14 protein-coding genes are annotated in these 14,298 nt (G+C 58.2%); 8 read left to right on the forward strand and 6 right to left on the reverse strand.

Annotated features, from left to right (window positions below):
* Positions 1–36: 36 nt before the first annotated feature.
* From ssuE to M5B43_RS20570, 3 genes are all read right to left on the reverse strand, one after another.
* On the reverse strand, positions 37–630 hold the full coding sequence (ssuE, locus tag M5B43_RS20560; protein WP_248751833.1) for an NADPH-dependent FMN reductase: 594 nt from the start codon (positions 628–630) through the stop codon (positions 37–39).
* A gap of 255 nt (positions 631–885) precedes the next feature.
* Positions 886–1,524 (reverse strand): peroxiredoxin, encoded by a 639-nt coding sequence (locus M5B43_RS20565; protein ID WP_248751834.1) that lies wholly within the window; start codon positions 1,522–1,524, stop codon positions 886–888.
* A 272-nt stretch (positions 1,525–1,796) separates the two neighbouring features.
* Entirely contained in the window at positions 1,797–3,140 is a 1,344-nt protein-coding gene (locus M5B43_RS20570; RefSeq protein ID WP_248751835.1) for an OprD family porin, read from the reverse strand.
* Between the two features lie 370 nt (positions 3,141–3,510).
* On the opposite strand from M5B43_RS20570, the gene tauA reads away from it, so the two are divergent.
* On the forward strand, positions 3,511–4,497 hold the full coding sequence (gene tauA, locus M5B43_RS20575) for a taurine ABC transporter substrate-binding protein (protein WP_248751836.1): 987 nt from the start codon (positions 3,511–3,513) through the stop codon (positions 4,495–4,497).
* A 69-nt stretch (positions 4,498–4,566) separates the two neighbouring features.
* Here tauA and argA read toward each other — a convergent pair whose 3' ends face one another.
* Both argA and argE read right to left on the reverse strand, forming a co-directional pair.
* Entirely contained in the window at positions 4,567–5,865 is a 1,299-nt protein-coding gene (gene argA, locus M5B43_RS20580) for an amino-acid N-acetyltransferase (RefSeq protein ID WP_248751837.1), read from the reverse strand.
* Positions 5,866–5,998: 133 nt separating this feature from the next.
* Entirely contained in the window at positions 5,999–7,147 is a 1,149-nt protein-coding gene (argE, locus tag M5B43_RS20585) for an acetylornithine deacetylase (protein ID WP_248751838.1), read from the reverse strand.
* 158 nt (positions 7,148–7,305) lie between these two features.
* Here argE and M5B43_RS20590 point away from each other — a divergent pair, with 158 nt between their 5' ends.
* Positions 7,306–8,673 (forward strand): CYTH domain-containing protein, encoded by a 1,368-nt coding sequence (locus tag M5B43_RS20590; protein ID WP_248751839.1) that lies wholly within the window; start codon positions 7,306–7,308, stop codon positions 8,671–8,673.
* A gap of 207 nt (positions 8,674–8,880) precedes the next feature.
* On the opposite strand, the gene M5B43_RS20595 is transcribed toward M5B43_RS20590, so the two are convergent.
* The gene (locus M5B43_RS20595) at positions 8,881–9,351 is read right to left on the reverse strand and encodes an Lrp/AsnC family transcriptional regulator (RefSeq protein WP_010207358.1); all 471 of its coding nucleotides are present in this window, start codon (positions 9,349–9,351) and stop codon (positions 8,881–8,883) included.
* Positions 9,352–9,478: 127 nt separating this feature from the next.
* Between M5B43_RS20595 and M5B43_RS20600 the strand changes: the two genes are divergently transcribed.
* The 6 genes from M5B43_RS20600 to M5B43_RS20625 all read left to right on the forward strand — a co-directional run bounded on the left by M5B43_RS20600 (position 9,479) and on the right by M5B43_RS20625 (position 14,268).
* Positions 9,479–9,817 carry a hypothetical protein gene (locus M5B43_RS20600; protein ID WP_248751840.1) on the forward strand — a complete coding sequence of 113 codons (339 nt, stop codon included), beginning with the start codon at positions 9,479–9,481 and terminating at the stop codon, positions 9,815–9,817.
* Between the two features lie 82 nt (positions 9,818–9,899).
* The gene (locus tag M5B43_RS20605; RefSeq protein ID WP_248751841.1) at positions 9,900–11,612 is read left to right on the forward strand and encodes a type II/IV secretion system protein; all 1,713 of its coding nucleotides are present in this window, start codon (positions 9,900–9,902) and stop codon (positions 11,610–11,612) included.
* A gap of 59 nt (positions 11,613–11,671) precedes the next feature.
* Positions 11,672–12,592 carry an SPFH domain-containing protein gene (locus M5B43_RS20610; RefSeq protein ID WP_024077991.1) on the forward strand — a complete coding sequence of 307 codons (921 nt, stop codon included), beginning with the start codon at positions 11,672–11,674 and terminating at the stop codon, positions 12,590–12,592.
* Positions 12,593–12,602: 10 nt separating this feature from the next.
* Complete coding sequence (locus tag M5B43_RS20615; RefSeq protein ID WP_248751842.1) at positions 12,603–13,049, forward strand: NfeD family protein; 447 nt, start codon at positions 12,603–12,605, stop codon at positions 13,047–13,049.
* 68 nt (positions 13,050–13,117) lie between these two features.
* The gene (locus M5B43_RS20620) at positions 13,118–13,435 is read left to right on the forward strand and encodes a DUF2388 domain-containing protein (RefSeq protein WP_057440438.1); all 318 of its coding nucleotides are present in this window, start codon (positions 13,118–13,120) and stop codon (positions 13,433–13,435) included.
* Positions 13,436–13,596: 161 nt separating this feature from the next.
* Positions 13,597–14,268: an outer membrane beta-barrel protein gene (locus M5B43_RS20625; protein WP_248751843.1), complete on the forward strand. Its 672-nt coding sequence runs from the start codon at positions 13,597–13,599 to the stop codon at positions 14,266–14,268.
* Positions 14,269–14,298: the final 30 nt, after the last annotated feature.

The following is a 14,298-nucleotide window of genomic DNA, read 5'->3' on the forward strand; positions in this document are numbered from 1 at the left end:
TGAGTAAGGTGAGTGTTTCTCGATGTCGGGTAAGGCTCAAATGCTCCAGCGAGCACTCAACAAACGTTCATTCAACACATGCGGGTCCAACGGTTTCGGGCGCCGAGCCATGGCGCTGTAGAGCTGCTCCAGGGCCTCGTGCAAACGGTGTTCGAGCACCGGTACCAACTGCGCCTGGACGCTGCCCTCGCCATAAGCGATCTGGCTGTCTTCGGCAAAAATACCGTGGAGCAACTCCTGGGCTTTCAGGGCCGACAACACCGGCTTCAAGGCGTAGTCCACCGCCAGCATGTGGGCAATGCTGCCGCCGGTAGCCATGGGCAGCACGACTTTGTGCGCCAGGGCGCGTTCAGGCAGAAGGTCCAATAAGGTTTTCAGCGCACCGGAAAACGAGGCTTTGTACACCGGCGTGGCAATCACCAGGCCATCGGCGTTGGCTACTTGCTGCAGCAGGTCGACGACCTTGGGGCTGTCGAACCGCGCGTGCAGCAAGTCTTCGGCCGGGAAGTCCCGAATCTGATAACTCACCACTTCCACGCCCTGCTGTTGCAGCCACTGACGGGTTTTATCCAGCAAGACCCCGGAGCGGGAACGCTGGCTGGGACTGCCTCCAAGTGTTACGACCAGCATGCAGGTATTCCTTGAGCAAGTGTCGGCGGTTCGCGGTGTGGCGATGGCGCCAGATGGAACAGACCTTATCAGCTGATTTATATATCCATAAATCTTATTTTTTCATTTGTTTATTCTATAAATGCATATGCCTTGAATAAATCATCAGACGAAAAAAAGGCCGTCGAAACGGCCTGAAAAACCCCTGCTGTGTGAGACTTGAAATGCGATCAACTGTGGGAGCGGGCTTGCTCGCTCCACACATTGGATTGTGTGTTAGCGATTGGGCTGCGGGGTGAGCCGCAGGTACGGCTTAACTGCACGGTAGCCCTTCGGAAAACGTTTCTTGATCTCTTCCTCGTCCTTGAGCGACGGCACAATCACCACTTCATCACCGTCCTGCCAGTTGGCGGGGGTGGCAACCTTGTGGTTGTCAGTCAGTTGCAGCGAATCAATGACCCGCAGGATTTCATGGAAGTTGCGGCCAGTGCTGGCCGGGTACGTGATGGTCAGGCGGATCTTCTTGTTCGGGTCGATCACGAATAAGGAGCGCACGGTCAGCGTGTCACTGGCGTTCGGATGGATCAGGTCATAGAGGTCCGAGACCTTGCGGTCCGCATCGGCCAGGATCGGGAAGTTGACGACCGTACTCTGGGTTTCGTTGATATCTTCGATCCACTTGTGGTGCGAGTCCACCGGGTCCACCGACAGGGCAATGGCCTTGACGCCACGCTGGGCGAATTGGTCCTTGAGCTTGGCGGTGAAGCCCAGCTCGGTGGTGCACACTGGAGTGAAGTCCGCCGGATGGGAAAACAGTACACCCCAGCTATCGCCCAGCCATTCGTGGAAACGGATCTTGCCGGCGCTGGAATCCTGTTCGAAGTCGGGGGCGATGTCGCCCAGTCTTAGGCTCATGGTGTGGCTCCTGGTGAGTGCTTATGGAGCCCACTGTGCATGGGTCTGCGACTATTTAAAAAGAATAAATATCGATTTATTTAGACGATAAAGGAATATTAAATTTCTGTTCACTGGACGCGCAAACGGGCGAGGATCAACATCCATTTCAAGGTTCGAGAAGGCCTTGAGACGCTGTACAAAGAGGGAATTCGGGAAGGGCTTGCGGGGGTTGAGCCCGACTTGAAAGCAAGACACCTTGCCCGGCATTGCGCCGGGCAAGGTTTACAGCCTTACAGCAGCGGGATCGAGTAGCTGACGATCAGGCGGTTTTCGTCCTGGTCGCGGGTAGCAACGTCGGTGCGCCACATGGCGTTTTTCCACGCCACGCCGAGGTTTTTCAGCGGGCCTTCTGGAACAACGTAAGCCAGGGTGATATCACGTTCCCATTCAGACTTGTCACCAGCGGTGGTCTGAATGTTGGTGCCTTTGAGGTAGACCACACCAGCGGTCAGGCCAGGTACACCCACTTTGGCGAAGTCATAAGCGTAACGTGCTTGCCAGGTACGCTCGCCAGCACGGGCAAACTTCTGGATTTGCATGTCGGTCGTGGTGCTGTTCGACGAACCGTCACCTTGGTTCAGCCAAGGGAAGTCACTGTCGCCCTTGGTGTACTGATAACCGCCACCGAAGGTGTGGCCGTTAACCGAGTACAGAGCCAGGTAGCTGTACAGGTCGTTGTCGACCTTGCCCAGAGTGGTTGGCTTGGCACCGTCGTTGTAGTAACCGGAGGTGTAGTAGGCAGTGTTATTGCCGTTGGCGCCGTTGTCGCGGCTGCGGTAGTAACGCAGGTCACTTTTCAGCACGCCCGGGCCGATTGCCCAGTTGTGTACCAAGCCCAGGAAGTTCTGGGAGTAGAAATCTTTCAGCTCGCCGAAATAGTACGAAGCGGTCAGATCCTTGGTGATCTTGTAGTCAGCACCCGCGTAGTAGAACTTGTTGCTGAATTTGCCGGTGTCGTAGTTGGAGCTTTTGTTCGCGCCAGCAATCGACAGGTTTTCATTGTTGCTGGAGTTACGACCCTTGGCGGATTCGATCTGGCCAGCAGTCAGGGTCAAGTCTTTGATTTCGTTGGAAACGATCTCGCCGCCCTGGAAAGTCTGAGGCAACAGGCGACCATCGTTGGTCTTGATCACCGGGTTGTTTGGCTGCAGGGTGCCGATTTTCGCTACGGTCTGGGAGATCTTGACCTTACCGGTCACGCCCAGGCTGGCGAAATCGCTGACAGCTTTGTTGCCGTCGCTTGGGAACACAGTGCCGCCCGAAGCGGTGCCGCTGTAGTTGCCGTGGTTATCGCGGCTGGAGTCCAGACGCATGCCATACAGGCCAATAGCGTCAACACCGAACTGAACAGTACCTTGGGTGAAACCCGAGATGAAACGCAGGTCGAAGCCTTGGCCCCATTCAGCGTTCTTGCTACGGCTGCTCGCAGTAGGAGCGCCATCGCGGTTGTCAGTGTTGATGTAGAAGTTACGCAGGCCCAGAGTAGCCTTGCTGTCTTCGATGAAACCGGCGGAGTGTGCCTGTTGCGCAATTGCAGCCACAGCCACGGCCAACGCCAATGTTGACTTCTTCATGTACCGCTCCTCTCATTTCTAATTTTTGTATTTCTTAGGTCTCGGGTCTGACGCCCTCGATCCACAGATGCGCGATTAGCGCCGGATAGTGACTACCAAGTCAATCGTAACCTTGTATGTCTACTACCTTCGTCTAACCGCAGTTAATTTGGTCCCTGCAGGGTAATGAGTTTTTCATACACCCAAAAAGAATTGTTTCATTCTTTTTCATACGATTCAGGAATAAGTCTTTCTTTGCAGCAAGCTAGCCAGCATAGACCACCTGCTCCATAAGCTAATGCCTAAAAGGTATTTACCAGCCTTTTTTTAGATCGATTAGTGTGGCCGTACGGTTTCATACGTCACCCACGATCAAAAAGGCGACGCCATCATGGCCAAAGGCACATCCTCCCGTCAATTTGTTACAGTTTTTGTATCACTAATACTTTCTTTTGGTGTCAAGGCGGCTGATTTAACCATCGGCTATCAAACCGGCATCGACCCCAGCAAAGTCCCCCAGGCCAACGGTCTCTACGAAAAAGCCCTTGGCCAGAAGATCAATTGGCGCCGGTTCAACAGTGGGCCTCAAGTGGTCACGGCCATCGCATCCGGCGATGTGCAAATCGGCAATCTCGGTTCCAGCCCCCTCGCAGCAGCGGCTTCACGCAATCTACCGATCGTGGCTTTTATCGTATCGGCGCAGATCAATACTTCTGAAGCCTTGGTGGTGCGCAATGGCAGCGGCATCGACAAACCCGACGATCTGATCGGCAAAACCATTGCCACACCGTTCGTATCAACCTCTCATTACAGCCTGCTCGGCGCGCTCAAGCATTGGGGCCTAGACACCCAGAAAGTCAAAGTGGTGAACCTGCAACCGGCCGAAATCGCCGCCGCGTGGAAACGCGGTGACATTGATGGCGCCTTCGTGTGGTCGCCCGCCCTGGGAGAAATTCGCAAGACCGGAAAAACCCTGACAGACGCGGCGCAGGTGGGTCAGTGGGGTGCACCGACGTTCGAAGTGTGGGTAGCCCGTAAGGATTTTGCAGAAAAACATCCTGACGTAGTGGCCAAGTTTGCCAAGGTTACGCTGGACTCTTTCGCCGACTATGCCGCCCATAAAGACAGCTGGACGGTGGACTCCGACGCCGTGCAGAAAATCGCTAAATTGACAGGCTCAAATGCTGCCGACATTCCCGAACTGCTGGCCGGCACGACCTTTCCGGACGCACAGGCACAGAAAACCGATGCGCTGCTCAACGGCGGCACGGCAAAGGCGATTGGGGAGACGGCGAAGTTCTTGCGGGAGCAGGGGAAAGTGGAGACGGTGCTGCCCGACTATTCAGCGTATGTGACCGATAAGTTCGTCAAAGACTGAACACAATCAAATGTGGGAGGGGGTTTGCTCCCTCCCACATTTGGATAGCCATGGTTTACTGCATCGAATTTACAGGGCCTTCTCGAAAATCTTCGAGTTACGCTGATAGTTGTACAGCGACGCCCGCGCCGACGGCAGGCGGTCCACACTGCTCGGCACAAACCCTCGTTCACGGAACCAGTGGGCGGTACGGGTGGTAAGCACAAACAAGGTCTTCAAGCCCTGCGCCCGCGCGCGGGTTTCAATGCGCTCGAGCAACTCATCGCCGCGCCCGCCGTGACGGTATTCCGGGTTCACCGCCAGACACGCCAGTTCACCCGCATCCGAATCCGCGATCTGATACAGCGCCGCGCAGGCGATGATCATGCCTTCGCGCTCGACCACGCTGAACTGTTCGATCTCACGCTCCAGCACTTCCCGCGAGCGGCGTACCAAGATGCCTTGCTCTTCCAGCGGGCTGATCAGGTCAAGCAAACCGCCGACGTCTTCAATTGCGGCTTCGCGCACCAACTCGAATTGCTCCTGGGCCACCAGCGTACCGCCGCCGTCCCGGGTGAACAGTTCGGTGAGCAAGGCGCCATCTTCGGCATAACTGACGATATGGCTGCGCCCTACCCCGCCACGACATGCTTGCGCGGCGGCATCGAGCAGCTCGGCTTGATAGTTGTTGCCCAGGCGTTGCAGGTGCGCCGGCACTTGTTGCGGGCGCAACTCACGCACCAGTCGGCCATGTTCATCGATCAGCCCCAGGTCGGCGCCAAACAGCAGCAGCTTGTCGGCGCCCAGGTCGATGGCGGCGCGGGTGGCGACGTCTTCGCAGGCCAGGTTGAAAATCTCGCCAGTGGGCGAATACCCCAGGGGCGACAGCAGCACGATGGAGCGCTCATCCAGCAGGCGATTGATGCCCTTGCGATCGACCCGGCGCACTTCGCCAGTGTGGTGGTAGTCCACACCTTCAAGCACACCGATCGGCCGGGCGGTCACCAGGTTGCCGCTGGCCACCCGCAGGCGTGAGCCCTGCATGGGCGACGAGGCCATGTCCATCGACAAACGCGCTTCAATGGCGATACGCAGCTGGCCGACTGCGTCGATCACACACTCCAGCGTCGCGGCATCGGTAATGCGCAAACCTTCGTGGTAAGCCGGAGTCAGGCCGCGTGCCTGGAGGCGGGTTTCAATTTGCGGACGCGAGCCGTGGACCAGCACCAACCGCACACCCAGGCTGTGGAGCAGCACCAGGTCGTGGACGATATTGCCGAAGTTCGGGTGTTCCACACCATCGCCGGGCAGCATGACCACAAACGTGCAGTCGCGGTGGGCGTTGATGTAAGGCGAAGCATGACGAAGCCAATTGACGTATTCGGGCATAAAACCTGGGCCTGTAATAAAAAGCAGCCGAAAAAGGACGAATCGTGAAAGCGCACAGCGGGCTGATGGTTATCGTCGGAACAGGCTTGGCGACACGCTCGCTCTCCTTATGTACGAATGGGCAGGGGTTAATTTATGCAGGTTTCAGGCAGTAATGTTCGATCAACTCTCGCAATAGACGCACTGTAGGCGTCAAGCGTGACATTTCGAGGTATTCACCCGGCTGGTGGGCGCAGTCAATATCGCCAGGGCCAAGGACCAGGGTTTCGCAACCAAGGCGCTGAAGATAAGGCGCTTCGGTGCCGAACGCTACTGCTTCAGCACGATGACCGGTCAATCGCTCCGCAACCCGCACCAGTTCGGTGTCTTCCGGTTGCTCGAAGGGCGGCACTTCAGGGAACAACGGCGCGTAATCAATCTTGACTTTATGGCGTTCGGCCAGGGGTTCGAGCTTCTGACGAATGGCGTCGCGCAGCACCTGGGGATCCATTCCCGGCAGCGGCCGCAGGTCAAATTCCAGGGAACACTGGCCGCAGATGCGGTTGGGATTGTCCCCCCCATGAATGCAACCAAGGTTCAGCGTCGGCTGTGGCACGCTGAATTGCGGATTGCGGTACTCGCGCTGCCAGGCCAGGCGCAGGCCCCGCAGTTCGCCGATGGCGTCATGCATGGCTTCCAGGGCACTGTGGCCCAGGCTCGGGTCCGACGAATGGCCGCTACGGCCGAGGATGTCGATGCGCTCCATCATCACGCCTTTATGCAGCCGAATCGGCTTGAGGCCGGTCGGCTCCCCAATCACCGCGGCACGCCCCAGCGGGCGCCCGGCAGCCGCCAATGCGCGGGCGCCGGACATGGAGCTTTCTTCGTCGCAGGTGGCAAGGATCAGCAGCGGTTGCTTGAACGGCTGATCCAGCAGCGGTAATACGGCTTCAATGGCCAGCGCGAAAAAACCCTTCATGTCGCAACTGCCCAATCCTACCCAGCGGCCGTCAACTTCCGTCAGCTTGAGCGGGTCGGTCTTCCACAGTGCGGCGTCATAAGGAACGGTATCGCTATGGCCGGCCAACACCAGGCCACCCGGGCCACTGCCGAAGCTGGCCAATAGGTTGAACTTGCCGGGGCTGACGTGTTGGATATCAATGGCGAAGCCCAAGTCGCCCAGCCAGCCAGCGAGCAAATCGATTACCGGGCGGTTGGTCTGGTCGAGAGACGCTTGGGTACAGCTGACCGAAGGCGCGGCAATCAATGCAGCAAACTGCTCTTTCATCGAGGGTAATGGCATGCGCGGTCTCTCAACTTCACGGATGAGCCCCACTATAGAGCCATCTGCACGACACAATAAACCGTTGCGGCGCGTTGCCGGGCTCAGTCCTGTACACTGCACGGCCTTGGCAGCCACTCTTTTCCCCGGCTGCGCTCCCGATCCTGGATTTTCCGGCCATGCAGAAAGAAACCGAAATCAAGCTCCGCGTCAGCCGCGAAACACTCGCCGCGCTGCGTGAGCACCCGCTACTGAAAAAACGCAACAAAAGTGGCTGGGAACGCCGTGAGTTGATGAACCAGTACTTCGATACCCCCGAGCGCGACCTGGCCCAGGCCAAGGTGGCCCTGCGCCTGCGCAAGGACGGTGACGCAATCATCCAGACCCTCAAGACCCGTGGCCAAAGCGTTGCCGGCTTGTCGGAACGCAACGAGTACAACTGGGACCTGCCCAAAGCCAAGCTCGACGTAAAGAAACTCGACGGCGAATGCTGGCCTGAGCAACTGGCCGAGCTGGACAAAAAGACCCTCAAGCCGATCTTCACCACCGACTTCGTGCGTGAACGCGCCGAAATCGCCTGGGGCCGTGGCAAGGCCAAGGTGGTGATCGAAGCCGCCCTGGACCTGGGCCATGTGGTGGTCGGCAAGCAGAAAGAAGAAATCTGCGAGCTGGAACTGGAATTGCGCGAAGGCGAACCGGCAGCCCTGCTGGAACTGGCTGCGGAACTGGCCGCGACCCTGGCCCTGATGCCGTGTGATATCAGCAAGGCTGAGCGCGGCTACCGCCTGTATGACGCCAGCAGCTATTCCCTGAGCTTGCCGGCACCGCAACTGCAGGCTGAAATGCCGTTGGACGACGCTTTCGCCGCAATCATGTGGCACCTGCTGGGCAGCAGCCAGCGCCTGGCCGAACAATACCGTTTCAACGGCCACTGGCGCCTGCTGCAGGATTGGGTGGAAAACCTCGGCGAACTGCGTGCCCTGATCGGCAGCCTCGGCCAGGCCGCACCGCGTCAATCCACCAGCGAACTGCGCAGTGCACTGGATGCCCTACTGGAGGACTGGCGCCCGCTGGTCCAGGCCGGTGACGACGATGAAGACATTCGCAAAGCCGCGCCAGAGCAGTTCGTCGAAGAGTTGGAAGACGTGCGCTGGGGCCTGTTCTCACTGAACACCTCACGCTGGCTGCTGGCCCGTACCTGGACCGCCGAGCGCAACGTGCGCGGCAACCGCCAGGGGGCTGCGCAAATCACCAACTGGCTGCCACGCCTGCTGGCCGACGACGCCGTGGCCCTGCAACTGCCGCGCTACCAACAGCAACCGGAAGACCTGGCCGAGCAACTGCCGCGCATCGAACGCATCCAGGCCTGGCTGCACCATGCGCGTCATGTGGTGGACATTCCGGAACTGGACCGCTTGTACGGCGAGCTCAACAAGTTGGCGCAACTGGCCAACCAGCCGATCACCGATGAATCGCTCGATGCGCGTATGCATCAGGCGATTGCGGTGTATCAGAACCGCGCGTGGAAGACCTTGTTGCGTCTGTAATCTCGCCATCGGGAACAAGCCCCTCCCACGCTGGCTGTATGCGCCAATCAACCTGTGGAAGGGGGCTTGCCCCGAATGCGGGGTACCCGATACTCCGCAGAGACAGCTTTTGGGGCTGCTGCGCAACCCTGCGCGGGGCAAGCCCGCTCGCCACAGGGAAATAGACTGCCTTCAAAAGTTGTGTATGCCCCGATGAGGCCGGCCCTGTCAGCGCAAGACTGGCAGGCTGGTGGTGGACTTGATCTCCGATAAAGCCACAATCGAGTTGACCTCCTGAATCCCCGGCACCATCGACAGCTTCTCGAAGAAGAACCGCTCGTACGCCTCGATGTCCGACGTGACGATGCGCAGTAGAAAATCCACCGCCCCCATCAACACATAACACTCCAACACTTCCGGAAACCCTCGAATGGCGTCGGTGAACTCGGTGAAGTTGGAGCGGCCGTGGGCGTTGAGTTTCACCTCGGCGAAAATTTGCGTGTTGAGGCCAATTTTCTTGCGGTCCAGCAGGGTGACTTGACCACGGATGACCCCCTCCTCCTTGAGCCGCTGAATACGTCGCCAGCACGGTGACTGCGACAAGCCGACCTGCTCGGCAATCTGCGCACTGGAGAGCGAGGCATCCTCCTGCAGCAGGGCCAGGATACGGCGGTCGTAAGCGTCCAACTCACTGTGCATAGAAATACCTTTGATTATGCCAATCTTGAATTGCTTGATTCTATTATCAGCAAAACTTGCTCATTTTAGATAAGAAATCTCCCCTGACGAATGTAAAAATTTCTCCAGTCGAATCTGGAGAGTCAGCATGCATGCCGTCGAAACCGCCTACCCTGCTACCCGCGTTGATGCGTGGGCCGTCAATAGTGCTCACTGCCACGCGCATTATCGGATCATCGCCGAGGCAGAACCGGATGTGCTGTGCCGGCTGCTCAACTATTTTGCGCTGCAGTTCCTGACGCCGAAGCAGGTCAACGTAAACCGCGAAGAAGACCTGCTGAGCATTGATATCCTGATGGACGGCTTGAGCTGGCACCGCGCTCAGGTGATCGGTGAAAAGATTCGAAACCTGATCAGCGTTTGCTCGCTGGAGCTCTGGCCGGCTGATTCCGTGCGGCCTCAGGCGGTGGCCACGACAGCTCGGTAAAAGCCTGCAATACACACCGGGAGGAGGATTTCCAGGGCCTGGCTAGCCTGGAAATACACCCAATACCCCCCGGAAAACGTTCATGTCCACGGCCTTGCCCGATCACCGTTTGGAACTGCATCAATTGTTGCCCGCGCTGGTCGAGCAGGGTCTTATTACCGAGCAAGCCGCGCAGAGATTGTCGACGGTATCGTCCACCCAGCATCCTCTGGAGGCCATCGCCGCCGAAGGACTGTGCCTGGAAACCTTGACGCAATGGCTTGCACGGCATGTCGGGCAGCCTTATCTGCGCATCGACCCACTGAAAATCGACGTGGCGGCAGTCGTGCCATTGATGTCCCATGCCTTCGCCTTGCGTCACGTTATTCTGGCGGTAGCCGTGGATACACAGAGCGTGACGGTCGCCAGTGCCCAACCCTACATCAGCAGTTGGGAGGCCGGGCTCTCACAAGTGCTCAAACGTACGATCAAGCGAGTGGTTGCCAACCCTCAGGACATCCAGCACTGCATCAACGAGTTTTATCGGTTGGCCAAGTCAGTCAGTGGCGCCGATCAAAAGATGGCCGCGCCTGGCAATGTCGAACTGCTGAACCTTGGCGCCAGCGATAAGGAGCCAGATGCCAATGACGCGCATATCGTCAACATCGTCGACTGGCTGTTGCAGTACGCGTTCGGCCAACGGGCCAGCGATATCCATATCGAACCCTGCCGTGAACAGGGTCGTGTGCGCTTTCGCATTGATGGGCTGTTGCATGACGCCTATCAGTTTCCACCCCAGGTCACCACGGCAGTCGTCAGCCGCTTGAAAAGCCTCGGACGCATGAATGTGGCAGAGAAACGCAAACCCCAGGACGGCCGCGTCAAGACTAAAAGCCCGGCGGGCGACGAGGTAGAACTGCGTCTTTCGACCCTACCGACGGTATTTGGCGAAAAACTGGTGATGCGGATTTTTGACCCCCAGGTGCTGCTCAAGGAATTCGACCAGCTTGGCTTGTCGAGCGAAGACCAGCAGCGCTGGCACGCGATGACCCGCCAGGCCAATGGCATCATCCTGGTCACAGGCCCGACCGGCTCGGGCAAGACCAGCACTCTCTATACCACCCTCAAGCAAATGGCGACTCGGGAGGTCAACCTGTGCACGGTGGAAGACCCGATCGAAATGGTCGAGCCGACCTTCAATCAAATGCAGGTACAGCACAACATCGACCTGACCTTCGCCAGCGGCGTCCGGGCGCTGCTACGCCAAGACCCGGACATCATCATGATCGGCGAGATTCGCGACCAGGAAACCGCCGAGATGGCAATCCAGGCCGCCCTGACCGGGCACCTGGTGCTTTCGACCCTGCACACCAACGATGCGCCCAGCGCTATCAGCCGCCTACAGGAACTGGGCATTGCTCATTATTTGATCAAGGCTACGCTGATAGGAGTGATGGCGCAGCGCCTGGTACGGGTGCTGTGCCCCCATTGCAAACGCCCACAGGGTAGAGAAGACGCTCAGACCTACGAAGCCATAGGCTGCGTGGAGTGTCGTGACAGTGGTTATCGAGGCAGGGCCGGGCTCTACGAAATCATGGTCATGGACGAAGCACTCAAGGCGCTGATCACCCCCGGCGCAGATGTACAGGCGCTACGCCGTACGGCACTGGCACAAGGCATGGGCAGCCTGCGAATGGCCGGCATCGACAAAATGAACGCCGGGCTGACAACGATGGCAGAGGTATTACGGGTAACGCCTGGGGATTCAGAAACAAATGATTTTATTGATAGGCCGTCAAACCGTCCTTATCCGTGACCGGACCGTTACAATCGGCCGCACGTCGTTTCACTGACACCTTCAGATAGGGAATCGTTATGCAGATCGGAACCGTACTGCTTCTTTTCGTGGGTTTGGCCGTAGCCATCCTGTTCATGGGTTTTAAAGTGGTGCCCCAGGGCTACCAGTGGACAGTCGAACGTTTCGGCCGCTACACCAACACCCTCAAACCCGGCCTCAACATCATCATCCCGGTCATGGACCGTATTGGTCGCAAGATCAACGTGATGGAAAGCGTGCTGGATATCCCACCCCAGGAAGTCATCACCGCCGACAACGCCACCGTGCAGATCGACGCCGTATGCTTCTTCCAGGTGGTCAACACCGCCCAGGCCGCCTACGAGGTCAACAACCTCGAGCACGCCATCCGCAACCTGCTGCAAACCAATATCCGCACCGTCCTGGGCTCCATGGAGCTGGATGCGATGCTGAGCCAGCGCGATGGCATCAACGAAAAACTGCTGCGCACCGTCGATGAAGCCACGGCTCCGTGGGGTATCAAGATCACCCGTATCGAGATCAAGGACATCAGCCCGCCTGCCGACCTGATGGCCGCCATGTCCGGCCAGATGAAAGCCGAGCGGATCAAGCGTGCACAGATCCTCGAGGCCGAGGGCCTGCGGGCCTCAGCGATCCTGACAGCCGAAGGCAAGAAGCAGGCGCAGATCCTTGAAGCCGAGGGTGGTCGCCAAGCTGCGTTTCTGGAGTCTGAGGCCCGTGAACGTCAGGCAGAAGCAGAGGCTCGTGCGACCCAGGTCGTCTCCGAAGCGATCGCTACCGGTAACGTGCAGGCGATCAACTACTTCGTCGCGCAAAAATACATCGATGCATTGGGCAAGCTGGCCTCAGCCAACAACAGCAAAGTGATCCTGATGCCGCTGGAAGCCAGCCAGGTGATTGGTGCCGTGGGTGGTATCGGCGAGATCGTGAAAGCGACTTTTGACAACAAGAAAGGCTGAGGCCGCCGCCATGTGGGATTTCCTGCAGCATCTGTCGTTCTGGGACTGGCTGGCACTGGGCACCGTGTTGCTGATTCTTGAGGTGTTCGGCGCCGGTGGCTACCTGCTGTGGATGGGGATCGCCGCGGCCGCCGTGGGTGTGATCAAGTTCCTGGTGCCGCCGCTGGGGCTCGAATGGCAGTTGCTGCTGTTCGCCGTGCTGTCCATATTGACGGCGGTGTACTGGTGGAAACGCCAACGCAGCAGCGCAAAAGTCAGCGACCAACCGGGGCTGAACGAGCGGGGGGCAGAGCTGATCGGTCGTACCTTCGTTGTCCATCAGGCCATTGTGGATGGCCGGGGCAAGGTTAAAGTCGGTGATGGCGTCTGGATGGTGGCCGGCTCCGACACACCGGCAGGCGCTCAAGTACGCGTGATTGGCCTGGAGGGGGTGGTTCTGAAGGTTGAAACTGTTTAGTCGGTGATGGAACTCGATTGGGTTAACTACAATCAAAATGTACAGATAACCCATCGGAGTCACCCATCATGCGTCTCAAATATGCTGTCGCAACCCTCGCTGTGCTTTCCCTTCCTGTCGGCTCAGCCATGGCCGACAGTTTCTGGCGCAATGTCATCTCGTCGGGCGCCACTACCGGCTCGACGTACCTGACGTTCAAGGACCATAAGCTGGTGGTTGCCGCCCAAGACGACGCAGGCAGCTTCGTTGCCAGCGACGGTGGCATTCGCGGCCCCTACCTGGAAGCGGCCATGCAGAAAGTCCGTGCCGATAACCCTGGCCTCAAGGCCACGGATATGGAACTGGCCAACGCGATCCTGGCGAAAAACGCCATTGCTGCCGAGTAATACCGCCGCGTAAAAAAATGCCGCTCTTTGGGAGCGGCATTTTTTTGCCCGGATGTCCTACAGCCAAAGCTGGCGATTAAGTGCTCGAACAGGAAAAGTCCGGTCGAACCACCCGCGTGCCGCGCAACAAGCTATCGACTCCCTTTAGACCAAGTGAGTCGATGACTATGCAAAAACTCTCCTGCGCCCTGCTGCTCGCGGCGATTGCCACCCCATACGCCCAGGCGGAAAGCTGGTACGGGTCGGCAAAGCTCAACAGTGCCCGCCAGAACCTGTCCAGCTCGCTACTGACCAGCCCTCGCGTCACAGACAGGGTATCGGCCCCCGATAGCAGCAAGACGTTTACCGGGTCATTCGCCATGGGTTATGCGTTTGCCGACGGCTGGCGCCTGGAAGGTGAGTACACCACACCCAGTCACTCGAACTTCAAGTCCCATTGGTCACCGTTCAACGCCAACGTCAATAACCTGCAGACCGACAGCCAGCGTCTGATGCTGAACGGCTATAAAGACATTCCGATCAACGAGTGGCTATCGTTTTACGGGATGGCCGGTGTAGGGTTGGCCCGGATCGATACCGAGGGTTATCAGACCAATACCACCCGTCGCTTCGCCAACAATCGCCAACACAACTTTGCCTACAACGTGGGCCTTGGGCTGGATGCCAAGGTCAGCGAAATCGTGACCCTGGGCGCAGGCTGGCGCTACGTGGACATGGGCAGGATTGAAACCGGCTACAATACTTTCGCCAACCGTATCAATGCTCGCGACGAGCAGCTCAAGGGCAAACTCAAGGAGCAGAATGTGTTTCTTGAGGCCCGCGTTTCCTTCTGACTCAATTCCCGTGGATGCCGCGGCCGAAGC

The sequence above is a fragment of the Pseudomonas sp. MWU15-20650 genome (assembly GCF_023242475.1).
GTDB lineage: Bacteria > Pseudomonadota > Gammaproteobacteria > Pseudomonadales > Pseudomonadaceae > Aquipseudomonas.

Bases quoted from the DNA above. Each gene is read 5' to 3' on its own strand.
- ssuE (WP_248751833.1), bottom strand. From the start codon at position 630: ATGCTGGTCGTAACACTTGGAGGCAGTCCCAGCCAGCGTTCCCGCTCC.
- M5B43_RS20600 (WP_248751840.1), top strand. From the start codon at position 9,479: ATGCATGCCGTCGAAACCGCCTACCCTGCTACCCGCGTTGATGCGTGG.
- M5B43_RS20570 (WP_248751835.1), bottom strand. From the start codon at position 3,140: ATGAAGAAGTCAACATTGGCGTTGGCCGTGGCTGTGGCTGCAATTGCG.
- M5B43_RS20625 (WP_248751843.1), top strand. From the start codon at position 13,597: ATGACTATGCAAAAACTCTCCTGCGCCCTGCTGCTCGCGGCGATTGCC.
- M5B43_RS20620 (WP_057440438.1), top strand. From the start codon at position 13,118: ATGCGTCTCAAATATGCTGTCGCAACCCTCGCTGTGCTTTCCCTTCCT.
- M5B43_RS20590 (WP_248751839.1), top strand. From the start codon at position 7,306: ATGCAGAAAGAAACCGAAATCAAGCTCCGCGTCAGCCGCGAAACACTC.
- M5B43_RS20615 (WP_248751842.1), top strand. From the start codon at position 12,603: ATGTGGGATTTCCTGCAGCATCTGTCGTTCTGGGACTGGCTGGCACTG.
- M5B43_RS20605 (WP_248751841.1), top strand. From the start codon at position 9,900: ATGTCCACGGCCTTGCCCGATCACCGTTTGGAACTGCATCAATTGTTG.
- M5B43_RS20565 (WP_248751834.1), bottom strand. From the start codon at position 1,524: ATGAGCCTAAGACTGGGCGACATCGCCCCCGACTTCGAACAGGATTCC.
- argE (WP_248751838.1), bottom strand. From the start codon at position 7,147: ATGCCATTACCCTCGATGAAAGAGCAGTTTGCTGCATTGATTGCCGCG.
- M5B43_RS20595 (WP_010207358.1), bottom strand. From the start codon at position 9,351: ATGCACAGTGAGTTGGACGCTTACGACCGCCGTATCCTGGCCCTGCTG.
- argA (WP_248751837.1), bottom strand. From the start codon at position 5,865: ATGCCCGAATACGTCAATTGGCTTCGTCATGCTTCGCCTTACATCAAC.
- M5B43_RS20610 (WP_024077991.1), top strand. From the start codon at position 11,672: ATGCAGATCGGAACCGTACTGCTTCTTTTCGTGGGTTTGGCCGTAGCC.
- tauA (WP_248751836.1), top strand. From the start codon at position 3,511: ATGGCCAAAGGCACATCCTCCCGTCAATTTGTTACAGTTTTTGTATCA.